Genomic DNA, 16140 nt, shown 5'->3' on the forward strand with positions numbered 1-16140 from the left:
CAGGCTTTTTTATTACTGCTGCTGTTGCTGTTCTTGTTGCCAACGGCGTTGCTGTAAACGCTCTCCCTCAACCTCACGCTTATTGCGTGCCGACTCATACAGTTTGGTTCCTTTGAGCTCAGGGGGTAAATATTCTTGCATCACAAAATGCTCTGGATAGTTGTGCGGATACAAGTAGTCGACGCCATAGCCCTGCTCTTTCATCAACTTGGTCGGAGCATTTCTTAAATGCAACGGCACAGGTAAATTCGCTGTTTTCTCGGCCAAGTCCAATGCTTTGTTGATGGCAAGATAAGTACTGTTACTTTTGGCACTGGTCGCCAAATACACTGCACACTGTCCAAGAATAATTCGACACTCTGGCATGCCCACCACTTGAACAGAACGGAAGCATTCTCCAGCAAGCAGAAGTGCATTAGGGTTTGAGTTGCCAATGTCCTCAGAGGCTGCAATCAACATCCGACGGGCAATAAAAACAGGATCTTCACCGCCTTTGAGCATACGTGCCATCCAATACAAAGTAGCATCAGGATCACTCCCTCGAATCGACTTAATAAAGGCCGACACCAAATCATAGTGCTGCTCACCCGATTTGTCATAACGGGCGATATTTTGCTGTGCAACTTTGACCACCATTGCATTGGTCACGATATTTTCAAGGTCCGGTTCGAAGGTGCCCGCAATCAGTTCAATTAAATTCAAGGCTTTGCGGGCATCACCTGCAGCAAACTGCACCAATGCTTCAAATTCTTCAATTTGAATATAACGCTCTTTTAAAAATGGATCGTTCTTAATCGCTTGCAGTAATAAAGTTTGAATCGCATCGGCATCGAGCGCATTTAAGGTATAGACCTGACAACGCGACAACAACGCACTGTTGACTTCAAAAGAAGGATTCTCGGTGGTGGCACCAATGAGGGTAATTTTGCCTTTCTCCACAGCATTCAGTAAGGCATCTTGCTGTGATTTGTTAAAACGATGAATTTCGTCAATAAACACCACAGGTGGCATTAAATCTCCGCCATCAGCAATGATCTCACGGAGCTCTTTAACCCCCGTATTGAGCGCAGATAGACTGACAAATGGTCGGTCGATTGCTTGCGCCAACAGTAAAGCAATCGTGGTTTTCCCCACACCTGGCGGCCCCCAAAAAATGATCGATGGCAAATGCCCTTGATCGATCATTTGGCGGAGCGGTGCCTGCTCACCCAATAAGTGATCCTGCCCAATAATTTCAGATAAATCACGCGGGCGTAAACGTTCAGGCAGTGGAATATTGCTATCGGACATAGGGCTAGGACTTATCATGCGTTCATCGAATGCTTATGTTATGGCAAATTCAGGCAAATGACACAAGCTTTTCATGCAATTTGATGGTGCTTTTATCGACTAGCGAACCCAACGCACAATATAGTCTTCAATGTCGTCATCCTGAATCTCTTCTTCAGAAATACAACGTCCTGCCGCAGACTTTTTCGCTTTCAGAATACTTTGCCGTGAGCCCGTGTTCAAATAGTGCCATCTGGGCAAATTTTTACCTTCATGCAGACGGCGGTAAGCACAGCTCGGAGGTAACCAATGAATCGTGTCTAAAAGTTCGGGCGTGAGCTGGATACAATCGGGCACATGCTGCTTTCGGTTCGGATAATCCCGACAACTGGCCGTTTGACAGTCCAGCAGTTTACAGGCCACTTTGGTATAGGCGACTTCTTGGCTTTCTTCATCTTCAAGTTTCACCAAACAGCATAGACCACAACCATCACACAACGCTTCCCACTCTGCTGAACGTAGCTCAGTGAGCGCATAATGCTTCCAAAACTCTGGTCTTAATTCGTTGGACATAACCACTGCCAATAAAACTGAATGCACTATTATAACCTATAGTCACATGGCTTTCAGAGCTATCTAAAGTGTCAATATTTACATCATATTCATAAACTTAAAATACAAACGGAACACTTTTTAAACAAAAGTAACACAGTGTGTCCGAACGTTGTTTCTATACTAATAGAGTAATAAATAAGAACATCTATGGAGAAAAATTATGTTTCGTTGGGCGATTATCTTCGCAGTGATTGCACTGATTGCAAGTTTACTTGGTTTTGGCGGCGTAGCAGGTTTATCCAAAGACTTTGCGATTATTTTATTGGTGATTGCTGTGATTCTTGCGATTGTCGGATTTTTATCCCGTGGCAAAGTCTAAAGTACACAACTCTTAATAAAGAAAAAGAAGGATTCAGATCCTTCTTTTTTTATATGTGCCTTTAAAAAATAATTTCTCACATTTCTCATGTACATCGGAATATTTTTCAAATCCTTGTAAAAGTTTTTATGCTTTAATCAGAGCAGATCATCTATCAGGATTTGAGCATGACAATCAGTATTCAAACTCGAGAAATTCAATATAACGCAGCCGATGGACAACGCTTAGTTGGTTATTTTGCAGCACCAAGCTCTCAAACACCGCATGCAGGTATCATCGTTGCACCCGAATGGTGGGGCCGAAATGAATATACTGAACAACGTGCTCGCGAACTGGCTGAACACGGTTATGCCGCACTGGCGATTGATATGTACGGCGACAAAAATGTTACCACAGATGCGAAACAAGCCTATGAATGGATGATGCAAACTTTTGCCGATGCAGACACCATCGTCAACCGTGCGCAAGCAGGTTTAGATACACTTGCAGCCCAGCCTGAAGTGAATCCCACTCAACTGGCGGCGATTGGTTTTTGTTATGGCGGTAAAGTGGTTTTAGACTTAGCTCGCTCAGGTGCACCGCTTAAAGCAGTGGCGACTTTCCACGCGACATTGGCACCGAAAGCCCCCGCGATCGAAGGTCAAATTCAGGGTGAAATTTTAGTTTTACATGGTGAGTTAGACAGCATGGTTACTTTGGATGATGTTGCCAGCTTCCGTGAAGAAATGCATGCTGCAAAAGTGGACCATGAAGTCATCATTTTTGAAGATGCGAAGCACGGTTTTAGCAACCCATTGGCCGATGAGCGTGCCAAAGCCAATGGCGTAGACTTGGGCTATAACCCAGAAGCAGAAAGACAAGGGCTAGATGCAATGTATGACTTGCTAGAACGCAATCTCAGTGCTTAACTAGAGCTGAGAATTCAAATATTTGATTTTTCAGATCCAACAGGATACATAATTAGATTTTAGAGGAGATAACAATGACTGAGACCCACTGCCAATATTGTAATTTTGATGAATATGACGTGCTTGATAAAAATGACTTTGGGGTGATTTTGCCCGAACCCAATGCACTGTCTAAAGGTCACTGTGTCATTATCCCTCTACGTCATGTGAGCTCATTTTTTGACATTACCGATAAAGAACGTAAAAGTTTAATGTCTTTGCTGGAACTAGCACGTAATGAACTCCAATTACGTCATCAACCTTCAGGCTTTCATATTGGTTTTAATGACGGTGAAATATTTGGGAATGTGTCTGAACACTTACATATCCATATTATTCCACGCTACAAAGACCAAGAGCTAAAACTCGATGCACGTTGGGGCATGACGAAAGACTAAGTTTTTATGGTTTTAAATGGCGCGTAAGCGCCATTTTTTATGCGCAAAAACTCGGGCTCAGAAAAGACATTCAGTTATACTAAGCCGAATTTTTTGCTTGTGCCTCCGATGTCTCCTTTCTCTTTTTCAGATGCATTACTGACTTGGTTTGATGTTCATGGTCGACATGACCTGCCATGGCAAGTGGCCGATGATCCCTACAAAGTCTGGGTGTCTGAAATTATGCTGCAACAGACCCAAGTCAAAACTGTGCTGCAATACTTCGAGCGTTTTATCGAACGCTTCCCAACGGTTGAAACTTTAGGGACAGCATCATGGGATGAGGTCGCACCTTACTGGGCAGGTCTGGGCTACTATGCCCGTGCACGTAATCTGCATAAAGCCGCAGGGGTTGTGGCCCGTCGGGGGTACTTTCCTCAAACTTTAGAGGACTGGATTGAACTGCCAGGTATTGGTCCATCAACCGCAGGGGCGCTGATGTCTTTGGGTTTACGTCAGTACGGTGTCATTATGGATGGCAACGTAAAACGCGTGCTCGCGCGTTTTTTTGCCATTGAGGATGATCTAAGCAAACCTGTGCATGAACGCAGCATGTGGCAACTGGCCACTGAACTCTGTCCAACTGAACGTAACCACGACTATACCCAAGCCATCATGGATTTGGGGGCAACCGTCTGTACCCCTAAAAAACCGCTGTGTTTATACTGCCCAATGCAGCAACACTGTAAGGCTCATGCACAAGGGCTAGAAACTGAACTGCCTTTTAAAAAACCCAAGAAAGCTGTGCCTGTGAAGTCAGCCCAAGTTTTGGTACTGCGTCATCACAATCAATGGCTGTGGCAACAGCGTCCCAATAGTGGACTCTGGGGCGGTTTATGGTGTTTACCTATTTTTGAAAATCGTGATGAGTTCTCGCAACTGTGCCAAAGTCTAGGACTAAAACAAGTCTCGCAACGCGCTGACATTTCGCATAGTTTCACCCATTTCACTTGGCAACTAGAAGCGCTTTGCTTTGAAGTCGATGCCGACCAGCTCGAACATTTAGGTATAGAATTGGCCAGCACATGGCTAGACATACAAAACGTCACAGAAATGGGCATCCCAACTGCGATGAAAAAATTGATCTCGGCAATTCAACTGTGACATAGTTGGGTGATCCATTGGGTTCACCCTGACACTTTAAAATTAGATCACTGAAATAATAAAGGATTGTTCGTGCGTAATTGTTTGCCCCGCCTTTCTGCGCTTGCCAGTTTATGTTTTGTGATTCTGTTACTCGCAGCTTGCCGTACTACGCCGCCTGCGCCGAGTGGAAGTCAATTACCGGCCTCACAAGTCCAACAGCTGAAAAACATGCGTTTAGCTCAGCAGCTGCCTGTACCCGTTCAAGGCATTAAACGTCACGGGCTCACAGATACTTGGGGAGCGTCCCGCAGTAGCGGACGGACGCATGAAGGCATCGACATTCTGGCTCCACGTGGAACAAAAGTTTTTTCTGCCACAGAAGGACTCGTCGCAGACTTACGCAATAACAATTTGGGTGGTAAAGTGGTTTGGATTATGGGGCCAGCAGGCACTTGGCATTACTATGCTCATCTTGATGACCATAAACGTGGCTTAAGTGTCGGCGACTATGTCAAAAAAGGCGACCTGATTGGCTATGTCGGCAATACAGGCAATGCACGGCACACAGCCCCACATTTGCATTATGGACTTTATTTACAAGGTAAAGGCCGTGGTGCAGTAAATCCCTATCCTTATTTACGTTAACTTTAGGAATTTTTCATGTCAGAAGCGTTGATCAACCGTCTGGTCGAATTTGCTGAATCAGGCAATCAACAAAAAATCATCTTGGCTGGACAAAGCCACCAAGGTTGGATCATGGAAATTACCGAAGATGCGCTTTTAATCAGCACTGGATTTACTGAAAAAACAGGAAAAGATGTTTGGATTAACTTTTCCGACCTCGAACACGCCCAATTATTTTATTGGGACAATCAACACGACCAATGGGCACCTTTTACCCTATAAAAAGATCAGGAGCATGTTCATGACCACTCAACGCTGCGGATGGTGCTCCTCAGACCCACTTTACATCGACTACCATGATCATGAGTGGGGTAAACCACTACATGATGAAAAGCAATTATTTGCGATGCTCTGCCTCGAAGGTCAACAAGCGGGGCTGTCATGGATTACTGTCCTGAAAAAGCGTGAACATTATCATCGCCAGTTTTTTCAATATTCCATTGAACAGATTGCGGCTTTAAGTGATACAGACTTAGCCGAAAAAGTCCAAGATATCGGCTTAATTCGCCATATCGGGAAGCTGACCGCCATTCGTGACAATGCGATTGCATGGCAAGCCCTGAAACAACAAGGCATCAACCCCGTTGAGTGGCTCTGGAACTTTGTCGAGCAACACGCAATCAACAATGATGTCCCAGACTACCGCACAGCGCCTGCACAGACACCTCAAAGCCAAAATATGTCTAAAACCCTAAAAAAACAGGGCTTTAAATTTGTCGGACCCACCACCTGCTATGCCTTTATGCAAGCGGTCGGCATGGTCAATGACCATGAAAACAGCTGCCATTTTAAATAAAAGTACATAAAAAACAGGAAAATAAGGATATAGAATATGACGGACAATACCATTCGTGCCTATGCGGCAATGCAAGCAGGCGCAGCATTACAACCCTATCAATTCGATGCCGGTGAACTGCAACCCCATCAGGTCGAAGTCCAAGTCGAATATTGTGGATTATGCCATTCCGATGTTTCGGTCATTAATAATGAATGGAACTCTTCGGTCTATCCCGTTGTCGCTGGTCATGAAATTATTGGCACCATCAGTCGCTTAGGCTCCGAAGCCAAAGGGCTTAAACTTGGACAGCGCGTCGGTATTGGTTGGACGGCAGAAAGCTGCCAACACTGTGACCCCTGTGTGTCGGGCCAACAAGTGCTCTGTACAGGTGGGTCGACAGCAACCATCGTCGGTCATGCAGGTGGCTTTGCCGATAAAGTTCGCGCAGGTTGGCAGTGGATTATTCCTTTACCAGAAGAACTGGATCCTGAGTCTGCGGGTCCTTTATTGTGCGGCGGAATTACCGTTTTTGATCCGATTTTAAAACACCAAATTCAAGCCATTCACCATGTCGGCGTGATTGGCATTGGTGGTTTAGGGCATATGGCTATTAAATTACTTCGAGGATGGGGCTGTGAAATTACGGCATTCACCTCGAACCTCGACAAAACTGACGAGCTGAAGGCCATGGGTGCAGATCATGTGGTGAATAGCCGTGATGTGGATGCGCTTAAAACCCAGCGAGGCAAATTTGATCTCATCCTCAGTACGGTGAATGTCACGCTCAATTGGCCTACCTATATCAGTACACTGGCACCAAAAGGCACGATCCATTTGCTAGGCTTGCCTCTAGAGCCCATCAAATTAAATGCAGGTAGCCTAATTGGTGGAGCAAAGTCTATCACGGGTTCACCCACTGGCTCCCCTGCAGCATTACGTCAGCTACTCAAATTCGCTGCACGTAAAAACATTGCGCCACAAATTGAACTGTATCCTATGTCACAGTTGAATGGAGCACTGGAACGGTTACATTCTGGAAAAGCTCGTTATCGTATCGTCCTCAAAGCCGATTTTTAATCCATAAGCGCCTAAAAAGAGGCGCTTTTTTATACCGCTTTTTTGACCAGCGTCGAACTGCTGAGTTGCGCTTTCACCCAATCGGCCAACAAGGTGACCGCTGCGCGGATATCTGTTGAAAGTTCATGGCCTGCATTGAGTCGGATACAGTTTTTATAACGCTGCCCTTCACCAAAGACTTCACCCGGCACTATATTGATGCCGTGCTGCTGAGCAAAATAGTACATATCTAAACCATCGATACACTCGGGCAGCTGTAACCACAGTGCATAGCCGCCTAAGGGCTGGTTGATACGTAACTCAATTCCGATAAAGGCATGCTGAATCATGTGTCGGTATTGCTCAACTTGCTGTTTCAAAATCGGCTTTAACTGCTGTAAATGCTCCCGATAAGCACGACTATAAATGAGATCGGCCAGTGCCAACTGCAAGGGTGTATTCACTGTGATATTTTGCATCAGCAACGTAGCCTTCAAATGCGCTAAGCGCTGCGGAATACAAAACCAACCTACCCGATACGCAGTTGAAAGTGATTTGGAAACCGAACCACAGAAAATCACATAACCCTGCTGATCCCAATACTTAATCGGCAACGGACGACTCGAACTGAAACAACATTCACCATAAATATCATCTTCAATCACATAGCACTGATAGCGCGCAGCCAGCTGTGCAATTTTTTCTTTTTCTGCATTGCTTAAGCAAAACCCCAATGGATTTTGATAATTGGCCGTGAGTAAGCACGCTTTTGCGCCTGAACTTTGCATGACCTGCTCTAAGCGTTCAAGATCAAAGCCTTGAGTATCGGCTGGAATTTCAATAATTTTTCGCTTTAACCCCGCCAACATTTGCAACTGACCATTAAAATTTGGGGTTGGTACAATTACGCTGTCGCCTTCCTTGCTGAGGTGTTGAATCATCACCGACAACGCAGGCATACAGCCATTGCTGATGTAGATATCATCCTGCGAAATATAAAAGCCATCTTCAGCCCAATGCTCAGACAAAGCCTGCCGCAAGCGAATATGACCTTGCTTATCGCTATATAAAAAATCTTCAGGTTGACTGTGTTTTAAGGCGCGTTGAATGGAGCGGCGGAGCGCTTCTACAGGCACATGTTTTGGAGAAAGCTGAATCGCTCCCAAATGGATGAGACGGCTATTAATGGAAGACTGTTGAATTTCCAGCTGTAGCTCTAAATTAGAAATATCACGGGCTTGAGACTGAAAATCAGGATGCTGCGGTACAGGAATAGATGGGCTGGTATTTTTTTGATAACTGACAAAATAGCCCGACTTATTTTTCACATGAATATACCCCTGCGACTCGAGTAGCTCATAACAGCTCTTGGCCGTATTCAAGCTGACCTTTTGTAAGTTGGCAAACTGGCGTAACGACAACAGCTTTTGCCCTGCGGGTAATTCAGCATTTTGAATTTTTTCAAGCAACTGTGCAGCCAAGCTTTGATACTGAAATGCCATTCATCTGTACCTATTTTTTTAACTTTTATGTATCTGTATCCATTATGCCAACAGAATTATGCTTCTGTCATTCGTTCACAACCATAAATAGGCACTTTTATGAAAAAAATAATCATATCTCTCTTTTGCTTATTGAGCTTATCGGCTTGCCAACCGACACATGTTTCACAGCAGGTACAACAGCAGCATTTTATTTGTAAAGCCCTGATTGAAGGGTTTCTGAAAACGCAAAATTTAACTGATTATCAGTTTTTAAGTTTAGCGCCGAGCTTGACTGAAACCTCGACCCAACGAACCTATCAATATCGGTTGAACAATCAACGTGAAATGCAGATGAACTTGCCTCGCCAGAAAAATTTACAGTTCCAATGTGACCAAAGCAGTGCTGAAAACTTCAAGATCTCGCTCGCTGGTGAAGGACATGCCATGCTCAGTTTAATCCAGTTAGACCTGCCTAAGGCTTCAACCTTAGAGCTGCTGAACGCTTATCAACAGCCTTAAGTTTTAAAACATAAAAAAGCCTGCATTGCAGGCTTCTTCGTCTTTAAAATTAACGTAAGGCAGCTGGTAAATGGGCAGGAGTATCTTCTTGTTCCAGCAATTGATTTTTCATTTTTTGCAGCATTTGATAGGGTTGTTGTTGGACAAACATATTCACAAACTTCAGTGGTATCGATCCCTCAGGGTTAGCATAACCTGAGGTCGAAACCTTGACTTTATTTGATCCCAGTTTCTGAAAGGTCCAATCGCCCTCATAATGATTTAGGCGTACATAATCTGGATTTTTAAGGATGTTTTTATCAATCGCTTTATTTTTAATGCTAATAATGCCCTGACTGTCCTTGGTCATTTTCCCCTGCACCACCAAGTCGCGATCTTTTAAAGGAAAAGGAAAATCCAGCACCATATACAGCTGAAACTCGCCTTTTTTATCATCGCGCGACAAGACTTTCACACTGCCCATATACGGCACCCATTTCACCGCATGGTCAACATCTAAGATCAATGACACTGCTTTTTCAATCGGTACATCAAACGTGGTTTCAGCCTTATATAAAAAGACCGGATTTTGCGCATTTTGATAGGTCCAAACTTTAATATTATTTTTATGAATACTGAGTTTGGCTTGATCCATAGGTTTGGCCTGTGCTGTCGTCATCACGGCAACAACACAAGCCATATATATGACTTTTTTCATTCTATTCTTCATCTTATTTTAGTTTTTTATCTTGTTTTTATGGCGAATGAAGCAGGTTTTTAAACTTGAATGTCGTTAAAACCCAGTACATCTTTCATGTCATATTTACGTGCTTCACGTCCTACCACCCAAGCCGCAGCACGTACCGCACCCGAAGCAAAGTTCATACGGTTGGTCGCTTTATGAGTAATTTCAACGCGCTCACCATCGGCAATAAACATAGCCGTATGTTCACCGACAATATCGCCGCCTCGAATGGTTTGGAAACCAATACTTTGACGCTCACGGGGTCCTGTATGACCTTCACGGCAATACACTGCATCGGTTTTCAAGTCACGCCCTAAAGCACCCGCAATGGCCTCACCCATCATCAATGCGGTGCCTGATGGTGCATCGACTTTATGACGATGATGCGCTTCAATCACTTCAATATCCACTGTGTCGCCAAAGACTTTTGAAGCCAATTCCAATAATTTAATCGAAACGTTGACCCCCACAGAATAGTTGGCTGCATAGACCACAGGTATTTGAGTCGCAGAGTCATCCAAATAAGCTTTTTGTTCGTCATTCATACCCGTGGTCCCAATGACAATGGCAACCCCAGCTTCACGACAAATTTTTAAATGCTGAACGGTCGCTACTGGTGCAGTGAAATCAATGATCACATCACAATCTTTCACTACCGCTTCCAGACTACCCACCACCTTCACGCCTAGGCTGCCAATACCTGCAAGCTCACCTGCATCTGTACCAACCAGTGAGCTTTCAGGGCGTTCCACTGCCGCAGCCAGTTGATAGCCTGCTTCATGTACCGCTTGAATAAGGATGCGACCCATACGACCGCCGGCACCTAAGACACCAATGCGTGGAGCTGCTGACATAACATATTCCTAATCTAGCTTCAAAATTGCTCTTACTATAGCAAAACTGATTGCCCAGACTAAGGTTTGTTGGGCATTTTCATCGAAAAAATCGCTTTATTTTCAAACATGATTTCTCCAGCTTTTCACAAATTTGCAATCAATCTTACGCAGACTAGGTTCGCGTTTAAAAACAACTTTAAAATGAGGAAAATAGAATGAAAGCAAAGGTACTTTTTCTAGCGATGGCGTTTGGGGGCAGTTGGGCACAGGTTCAGGCTGAACCCGCTGTTCAAGTGGGAGACACGTTGGAAAGTTTGTCACAAGTCAAAATTAGCACCAGTACACATCCAAAGGCCAATACTGAACATCAAGCACCATCAGTTGCACCTGTTGAAGAAACTGTCTCTGTAGATCAGATTGATCAACCTGAGTTGCCAGCAGAAGCGCAATAACATAAAAAAAAGCGGGAAAATATTCCCGCTCTTTTCAACACCAATTCAGACGTACTGTATTCAATTAATCAAACAGTCGGTCAAAGAAAGACTTTTTCTTTGGTGATGATTTGTGATCATCTCCATCTAAAGTTTCTTGCAACTCTTTCAACAGTTCACGTTGACGTGCTGTTAAGTTGACTGGCGTTTCAATCACGATACGGCAGAGTAAGTCACCTTGCATACTGGTACGTACAGGTTTAACCCCTTTGCCACGTAAACGGAACATTTTACCTGTTTGTGTGCCTTCAGGAATTTTCAAACTCACACGACCTTCGAGTGTCGGGATTTCAATTTCTTTACCCAAAGCAGCATCGGCAATGCTCACAGGGACATCCATATACAGGTCTGCACCATCACGTTGGAAGATTTCGTGCTCACGCACCACCACTTCTACGTACAAGTCGCCTGACTGACCATCACGAATCGCTTCGCCTTTACCCGTTAAACGAACGCGGTCACCGTTGTCGACGCCCGCAGGAATCGTCACTTCTAAGGTTTGTTGACGGTCTTTAACGCCTGAACCATGACAGGTATTACATGGATTCTTAATGATCTTGCCCTGACCGCGACAGGTACTACAGGTCTGCTGTACAGAGAAGAAACCTTGCTGCATGCGAACCTGACCTGCACCATGACAAGTTTTACAGGTTTCAACATCGTTCGGGTTTTTAGAGCCTTTACCATCACAGGTTTCACATGGCGCTGGTGCAGTAAAAGTAATGGTTTTTTTCACCCCTCTTACTGCTTCTTCCAACGTCAGTTCCATCACATAACGTAAGTCAGAACCACGACGTGCACGCTGTTGACCACGACCGCCGCCGCCGCCAAATGCGCCGCCGAAAATGTCACCGAATTGACTGAAAATGTCTTCTGCGCTGAAACCACCACCGAAGCCGCCTCCGCCGCCCATACCACCTTCAAAGGCTTGATGCCCCATACGGTCATACATGCTACGCTTTTCGCTATCCGATAAAATTTCATAAGCTTCAGCCGCTTCTTTAAATTTCTCTTCAGCTTCAGCATTGTCAGGGTTGCGGTCCGGATGATATTTCATCGCCAACTTACGGTAGGCTTTTTTAATTTCATCATCACTAGCGGTTTTAGCAACACCTAAAACCTCATAATAATCACGTTTAGCCATGTCTGGCGATGCTCCTCACGGAATTTATTTAATACTCAACTGTGGTCTGAAATTGGGTTCAAACCAAGTTTTACAAGGGGGTGTTTGAAAAAAAATCAGTAGAATTAGAAAACTGCTTTATTTTTCAAAAATTTAGACAGGCCTTTAAACCATGCATTTAGAAGGAAGAGAAATGCAATACAGCTAAAAACCACACCTGCAACCGTGCATGCAGTCACCCACAATGCGCTGTCCCAAGTGAAGAAAATAAGAGGAATAAACCACAGTGCTGCAAATAAAGCCAAAATACTATAAATCACAATATTGCGCATGACCCAAAGTGCTTGCGCTTGTAGCCACACTTCGGCATGATCAATTTGCGTGACTTTTCGGGCATACCAATAGGAAAATGCGCCACTAATCACAGTAAACAAAGCCAAAAACATGAAGACATAAGAAATCGCGATAGAGCGGCGATACTTGGTTACATTGTCTTGCATCATGCGTTTAACCCCATTTGCCACATCGTTGGTTTTTTAATGTGTAGCAAAAAACTGCTTTATAAAAATGCCATAAATTTCAGGTGCTACTATATTGAAATTTTCAACGTTTCGCACCTGATATTGGCATAAATTTACAGCTTATGGCTAATTTTTTTTACTTTAAACCACTGCGCGTACAAGGCAGGTAAAAAGAACAGGGTTAATAACGTCGCCACAATTAGTCCGCCCATGATCGCAACGGCCATAGGTCCAAAGAAAATACTTCTAGACAATGGGATCATAGCCAGAACAGCTGCCAATGCCGTCAGCACAATTGGTCGACAACGTCGCACTGTCGCATCGATGATTGCATCCCATTGTTCATGCCCCGCTTGAATGTCTTGCTCAATCTGATCAATCAAGATCAGCGAGTTACGCATGATCATGCCTGACAAGGCAATGGTGCCCAACATTGCAACAAAGCCAAAAGGTTTGTTGAATAGTAGCAAGAACAACACCACGCCGATCAAACCTAAAGGTGCAGTGAGCAAGACAATCGTGGCACGAGACATACTGCGCAGTTGAATCATCAGCAAAGTCATGACCACGGCCAAGAATAAAGGCATACCCGCTGCGACCGATTTACCCCCACGTGCAGACTCTTCCACTGTGCCGCCAACTTCAACCAAATAACCATTCGGCAGTTCCGCACGCAGCTGATTCATCTGCTCCGCCATTTCATCCACCACAGTGGCAGGTTGTAACTTGGTCCGAATATCTGCACGTACCGTAATGGTCGGTAGGCGGTTACGATGCCAAATCAAACCTTCTTCAAAGCTATAATCAATTTTTGCAATTTGTGCCAACGGTACTGTTCCGCCATTTGAAGTTGGAACTGCAAGGCTCGCCAATGATGCCACTTCAACCCGCTCGGCTTGATCGCCACGTAAACGGATTTCAATCAGTTCACGTTTCTCACGGTACTGGTTAATGGTGGCACCCGAAATTGAGCTGTTCAAGAAATTGGCCAAATCTAAACTCGATACCCCCATTTGGCGGGCACGGTCTTGGTCAATCTCTAAATTGATCATCTTGCTTGGTTCACCCCAGTCCAAGTGCACATTGGTGGTGTTGGGGTTAGCACTCAGCATTGCCGCGACTTTATCCGCCCAAGCACGCACTTGGGTTAGGTCTTCACCCGATACGCGATATTGAAGTGGATAACCAACAGGTGGACCGTTTTCAAGTAAAGAGACACGAGTACGTACATCGGGCAATAACTGACGGATTTGGGTGTCTAAGGATTTGCGAATTTCATTGCGATCATCCAGTGAAGAAGCCAAGACCACAAACTGAGCAAAGCTGGCTTGTGGTAGCTGCTGATCGAGCGGTAAATAAAAACGTGGCGAGCCTGTGCCCACATATGCCACATAATTATCAATGCCTTCTTGCTTCGACAGGAACTGTTCAACTTTTTTCACCGCATTTTCAGTTGCGGTTAAAGATGCTCCTTCTTCAAGTTTTAAGTCGACCAAAATTTCGGCACGATTCGAAGGCGGGAAAAACTGCTGTGGTACTAACTTAAACATCAACACCGAGAGTACAAAAATAGCCACAGTCGTCGCAATGACCGTTTTACGATAGGTCACACACAGATCGACCCAACGGCGAAAACCTTGATAGAACTTGGTTTGATAAGGATCGTGATGCTCACCTGCATGATGCACCATCGGCTGAGGTTCTGGCTGTTTGCGCAAGCGTGCCCACAAACGGCTATACCACGGCGCTTTTTGAATCAGCTCTTTATTAAAATCGGGCAGGAGTTTGTCACCCAAATAAGGGACAAAAAGCACCGCTGCAAACCATGACACAATTAAGGCAATGGTCACAACTTGGAAAATAGAACGAGTGTATTCACCTGTACTGGACGCTGCTGTAGCAATCGGTAAGAAGCCCGCAGCGGTAATCAAGGTTCCCGTCAACATTGGGAAGGCCGTTGTTCGCCACGCATGCCCTGCTGCTTGTAGTCGACTGTAGCCTTGTTCCATTTTGATCGCCATCATTTCCACAGCAATAATAGCGTCATCGACCAAGAGGCCCAGCGCTAAAATCAGCGCACCCAAAGAAATTTTATGTAGGCCGACATCAAAAATATTCATGCCTGCAAAAGTCATGGCCAAGACCAGTGGAATGGAGAATGCCACCACCAGTCCAGTACGGAAACCCAGCGAGAAAAAGCTGACCAGCAAGACAATAATCACCGCTTCAGCCAAAACCTTCATGAACTCGTTGACACTACGCTTCACCGCCACAGGCTGGTCTGAAACTTTCTTCAGCTCCATACCTAAAGGTAAGGTTTTTTGCAGCGTGGAAAACTCAGTTTCTAAGTTTTTACCCAAAGCCAAGATGTCGCCGCCTTTACGCATCGATACCGCAATCCCAATGCCATTTTCCCCCATAAAGCGCATACGGGGTTGAGCGGGTTCACTAAAGCCACGATAGACGTCGGCAACGTCGCTCAGCTGGATGGTTTTTCCATTCACCAATAAAGGCATACGTTGCAGTTCTTCAACGCTCTTAATTTGCCCTGTGACTCGGAGTTGAATACGATCCGATTCTGTTTCAAAAAAGCCTGCACTGGCCATGGTATTTTGCTGTTGCAGGGTTTGTTGCACCGCTGTCACAGGAATGCCTAACTGTGCCGACTTGGTGTTGGAAATTTCAATCCAAATCTTTTGATCTTGCAGCCCAACCAAGTTGACCTTGGCGACATCTTTGACGCGTTGCAGTTGTAACTGTAAACGGTCGGCATATTCTTTCATCACCGCATAATCAAAATCTTTACCCGTCAGCACATAAATATTGCCGAAAGTATCGCCAAACTCATCATTAAAGAATGGTCCTTGTACCCCATTGGGCAGCTGATGTTTGATGTCTCCAACCTTCTTGCGTACGTCATACCACACATCCGGTATCTCACTGGAGCGCATGGCATCTCGTGCCACAAAAGTCACCATCGACTCGCCGGGTCTGGAGTAGGCCATAATGCGCTCATACTTACCCGTGGTCATCAGCTCTTTTTCAATACGGTCGGTCACTTGTTCAGACACCTCGCGCGCCGTTGCACCCGGCCAATAGGTCTGTACCACCATCACTTTAAAGGTAAAAGGTGGGTCTTCGCTTTGTGCAAGTTTGGAATAAGACACCACACCCACGATGCCCAGTAACAACATCAAATAAAGGACCAAGCCCTTATTTTTTAAGGCCCATTCCGACAGGTTATAGTTCAT

Annotated in this window: 18 protein-coding genes; 10 read left to right on the forward strand and 8 right to left on the reverse strand. The window is 44.9% G+C overall.

Going from position 1 to position 16140, the window contains the following annotated elements; translation table 11 throughout:
• Nucleotides 1-12 precede the first annotated feature (12 nt).
• Entirely contained in the window at nucleotides 13-1290 is a 1278-nt protein-coding gene (locus MF4642_RS02020) for a replication-associated recombination protein A (RefSeq protein WP_078425133.1), read from the reverse strand.
• Between the two features lie 99 nt (nucleotides 1291-1389).
• Nucleotides 1390-1842 carry a YcgN family cysteine cluster protein gene (locus tag MF4642_RS02025; RefSeq protein ID WP_039890724.1) on the reverse strand — a complete coding sequence of 151 codons (453 nt, stop codon included), beginning with the start codon at nucleotides 1840-1842 and terminating at the stop codon, nucleotides 1390-1392.
• Nucleotides 1843-2044: 202 nt separating this feature from the next.
• Between MF4642_RS02025 and MF4642_RS02030 the strand changes: the two genes are divergently transcribed.
• From MF4642_RS02030 to ahr, 8 genes are all read left to right on the forward strand, one after another.
• Nucleotides 2045-2203 carry a DUF1328 domain-containing protein gene (locus MF4642_RS02030; RefSeq protein WP_004647174.1) on the forward strand — a complete coding sequence of 53 codons (159 nt, stop codon included), beginning with the start codon at nucleotides 2045-2047 and terminating at the stop codon, nucleotides 2201-2203.
• 167 nt (nucleotides 2204-2370) lie between these two features.
• A complete protein-coding gene (locus MF4642_RS02035) occupies nucleotides 2371-3111 on the forward strand; it encodes a dienelactone hydrolase family protein (protein ID WP_078425134.1) in 741 nt (246 codons plus the stop codon).
• A 74-nt stretch (nucleotides 3112-3185) separates the two neighbouring features.
• The gene (locus tag MF4642_RS02040) at nucleotides 3186-3548 is read left to right on the forward strand and encodes an HIT family protein (protein ID WP_004691832.1); all 363 of its coding nucleotides are present in this window, start codon (nucleotides 3186-3188) and stop codon (nucleotides 3546-3548) included.
• Nucleotides 3549-3656: 108 nt separating this feature from the next.
• Nucleotides 3657-4691: an A/G-specific adenine glycosylase gene (gene mutY / locus MF4642_RS02045; protein WP_078425165.1), complete on the forward strand. Its 1035-nt coding sequence runs from the start codon at nucleotides 3657-3659 to the stop codon at nucleotides 4689-4691.
• Between the two features lie 84 nt (nucleotides 4692-4775).
• Nucleotides 4776-5318, forward strand: coding sequence for a M23 family metallopeptidase (locus MF4642_RS02050; RefSeq protein WP_171262487.1), 543 nt, complete (start codon nucleotides 4776-4778; stop codon nucleotides 5316-5318).
• A 15-nt stretch (nucleotides 5319-5333) separates the two neighbouring features.
• A complete protein-coding gene (locus MF4642_RS02055) occupies nucleotides 5334-5579 on the forward strand; it encodes a hypothetical protein (protein ID WP_078425136.1) in 246 nt (81 codons plus the stop codon).
• Between the two features lie 19 nt (nucleotides 5580-5598).
• Entirely contained in the window at nucleotides 5599-6153 is a 555-nt protein-coding gene (locus MF4642_RS02060) for a DNA-3-methyladenine glycosylase I (RefSeq protein ID WP_078425137.1), read from the forward strand.
• A 36-nt stretch (nucleotides 6154-6189) separates the two neighbouring features.
• The gene (ahr, locus tag MF4642_RS02065) at nucleotides 6190-7212 is read left to right on the forward strand and encodes an NADPH-dependent aldehyde reductase Ahr (RefSeq protein WP_078425138.1); all 1023 of its coding nucleotides are present in this window, start codon (nucleotides 6190-6192) and stop codon (nucleotides 7210-7212) included.
• 29 nt (nucleotides 7213-7241) lie between these two features.
• Here ahr and MF4642_RS02070 read toward each other — a convergent pair whose 3' ends face one another.
• Nucleotides 7242-8693, reverse strand: coding sequence for a PLP-dependent aminotransferase family protein (locus MF4642_RS02070; protein WP_078425139.1), 1452 nt, complete (start codon nucleotides 8691-8693; stop codon nucleotides 7242-7244).
• Nucleotides 8694-8792: 99 nt separating this feature from the next.
• On the opposite strand from MF4642_RS02070, the gene MF4642_RS02075 reads away from it, so the two are divergent.
• Nucleotides 8793-9194, forward strand: a complete 402-nt coding sequence (locus MF4642_RS02075; protein ID WP_078425140.1) for a hypothetical protein — start codon at nucleotides 8793-8795, stop codon at nucleotides 9192-9194.
• A gap of 49 nt (nucleotides 9195-9243) precedes the next feature.
• On the opposite strand, the gene MF4642_RS02080 is transcribed toward MF4642_RS02075, so the two are convergent.
• Together MF4642_RS02080 and dapB are read right to left on the reverse strand one after the other, a co-directional pair.
• Nucleotides 9244-9891 carry an START domain-containing protein gene (locus MF4642_RS02080; protein ID WP_078425141.1) on the reverse strand — a complete coding sequence of 216 codons (648 nt, stop codon included), beginning with the start codon at nucleotides 9889-9891 and terminating at the stop codon, nucleotides 9244-9246.
• 59 nt (nucleotides 9892-9950) lie between these two features.
• Complete coding sequence (dapB, locus tag MF4642_RS02085) at nucleotides 9951-10772, reverse strand: 4-hydroxy-tetrahydrodipicolinate reductase (protein ID WP_078425142.1); 822 nt, start codon at nucleotides 10770-10772, stop codon at nucleotides 9951-9953.
• A 197-nt stretch (nucleotides 10773-10969) separates the two neighbouring features.
• On the opposite strand from dapB, the gene MF4642_RS02090 reads away from it, so the two are divergent.
• Nucleotides 10970-11206, forward strand: a complete 237-nt coding sequence (locus tag MF4642_RS02090) for a hypothetical protein (RefSeq protein WP_058951479.1) — start codon at nucleotides 10970-10972, stop codon at nucleotides 11204-11206.
• Nucleotides 11207-11270: 64 nt separating this feature from the next.
• Here the strand turns inward: MF4642_RS02090 and dnaJ are convergent, their stop codons facing one another.
• The 3 genes from dnaJ to MF4642_RS02105 form a co-directional block, all read right to left on the reverse strand.
• On the reverse strand, nucleotides 11271-12389 hold the full coding sequence (dnaJ, locus tag MF4642_RS02095) for a molecular chaperone DnaJ (protein ID WP_004978425.1): 1119 nt from the start codon (nucleotides 12387-12389) through the stop codon (nucleotides 11271-11273).
• A 104-nt stretch (nucleotides 12390-12493) separates the two neighbouring features.
• Entirely contained in the window at nucleotides 12494-12871 is a 378-nt protein-coding gene (locus MF4642_RS02100) for a hypothetical protein (protein WP_004978426.1), read from the reverse strand.
• A gap of 131 nt (nucleotides 12872-13002) precedes the next feature.
• Nucleotides 13003-16140 (reverse strand): efflux RND transporter permease subunit, encoded by a 3138-nt coding sequence (locus MF4642_RS02105; RefSeq protein WP_078425143.1) that lies wholly within the window; start codon nucleotides 16138-16140, stop codon nucleotides 13003-13005.

The sequence above is a fragment of the Acinetobacter sp. MF4642 genome (genome assembly GCF_002018925.1).
Taxonomy (GTDB): domain Bacteria; phylum Pseudomonadota; class Gammaproteobacteria; order Pseudomonadales; family Moraxellaceae; genus Acinetobacter; species Acinetobacter johnsonii.

Bases quoted from the DNA above. Each gene is read 5' to 3' on its own strand.
- MF4642_RS02020 (WP_078425133.1), bottom strand. From the start codon at position 1,290: ATGTCCGATAGCAATATTCCACTGCCTGAACGTTTACGCCCGCGTGAT.
- MF4642_RS02025 (WP_039890724.1), bottom strand. From the start codon at position 1,842: ATGTCCAACGAATTAAGACCAGAGTTTTGGAAGCATTATGCGCTCACT.
- MF4642_RS02030 (WP_004647174.1), top strand. From the start codon at position 2,045: ATGTTTCGTTGGGCGATTATCTTCGCAGTGATTGCACTGATTGCAAGT.
- MF4642_RS02035 (WP_078425134.1), top strand. From the start codon at position 2,371: ATGACAATCAGTATTCAAACTCGAGAAATTCAATATAACGCAGCCGAT.
- MF4642_RS02040 (WP_004691832.1), top strand. From the start codon at position 3,186: ATGACTGAGACCCACTGCCAATATTGTAATTTTGATGAATATGACGTG.
- mutY (WP_078425165.1), top strand. From the start codon at position 3,657: ATGTCTCCTTTCTCTTTTTCAGATGCATTACTGACTTGGTTTGATGTT.
- MF4642_RS02055 (WP_078425136.1), top strand. From the start codon at position 5,334: ATGTCAGAAGCGTTGATCAACCGTCTGGTCGAATTTGCTGAATCAGGC.
- MF4642_RS02060 (WP_078425137.1), top strand. From the start codon at position 5,599: ATGACCACTCAACGCTGCGGATGGTGCTCCTCAGACCCACTTTACATC.
- ahr (WP_078425138.1), top strand. From the start codon at position 6,190: ATGACGGACAATACCATTCGTGCCTATGCGGCAATGCAAGCAGGCGCA.
- MF4642_RS02070 (WP_078425139.1), bottom strand. From the start codon at position 8,693: ATGGCATTTCAGTATCAAAGCTTGGCTGCACAGTTGCTTGAAAAAATT.
- MF4642_RS02075 (WP_078425140.1), top strand. From the start codon at position 8,793: ATGAAAAAAATAATCATATCTCTCTTTTGCTTATTGAGCTTATCGGCT.
- MF4642_RS02080 (WP_078425141.1), bottom strand. From the start codon at position 9,891: ATGAAAAAAGTCATATATATGGCTTGTGTTGTTGCCGTGATGACGACA.
- dapB (WP_078425142.1), bottom strand. From the start codon at position 10,772: ATGTCAGCAGCTCCACGCATTGGTGTCTTAGGTGCCGGCGGTCGTATG.
- MF4642_RS02090 (WP_058951479.1), top strand. From the start codon at position 10,970: ATGAAAGCAAAGGTACTTTTTCTAGCGATGGCGTTTGGGGGCAGTTGG.
- dnaJ (WP_004978425.1), bottom strand. From the start codon at position 12,389: ATGGCTAAACGTGATTATTATGAGGTTTTAGGTGTTGCTAAAACCGCT.
- MF4642_RS02100 (WP_004978426.1), bottom strand. From the start codon at position 12,871: ATGATGCAAGACAATGTAACCAAGTATCGCCGCTCTATCGCGATTTCT.
- MF4642_RS02105 (WP_078425143.1), bottom strand. From the start codon at position 16,140: ATGAACTATAACCTGTCGGAATGGGCCTTAAAAAATAAGGGCTTGGTC.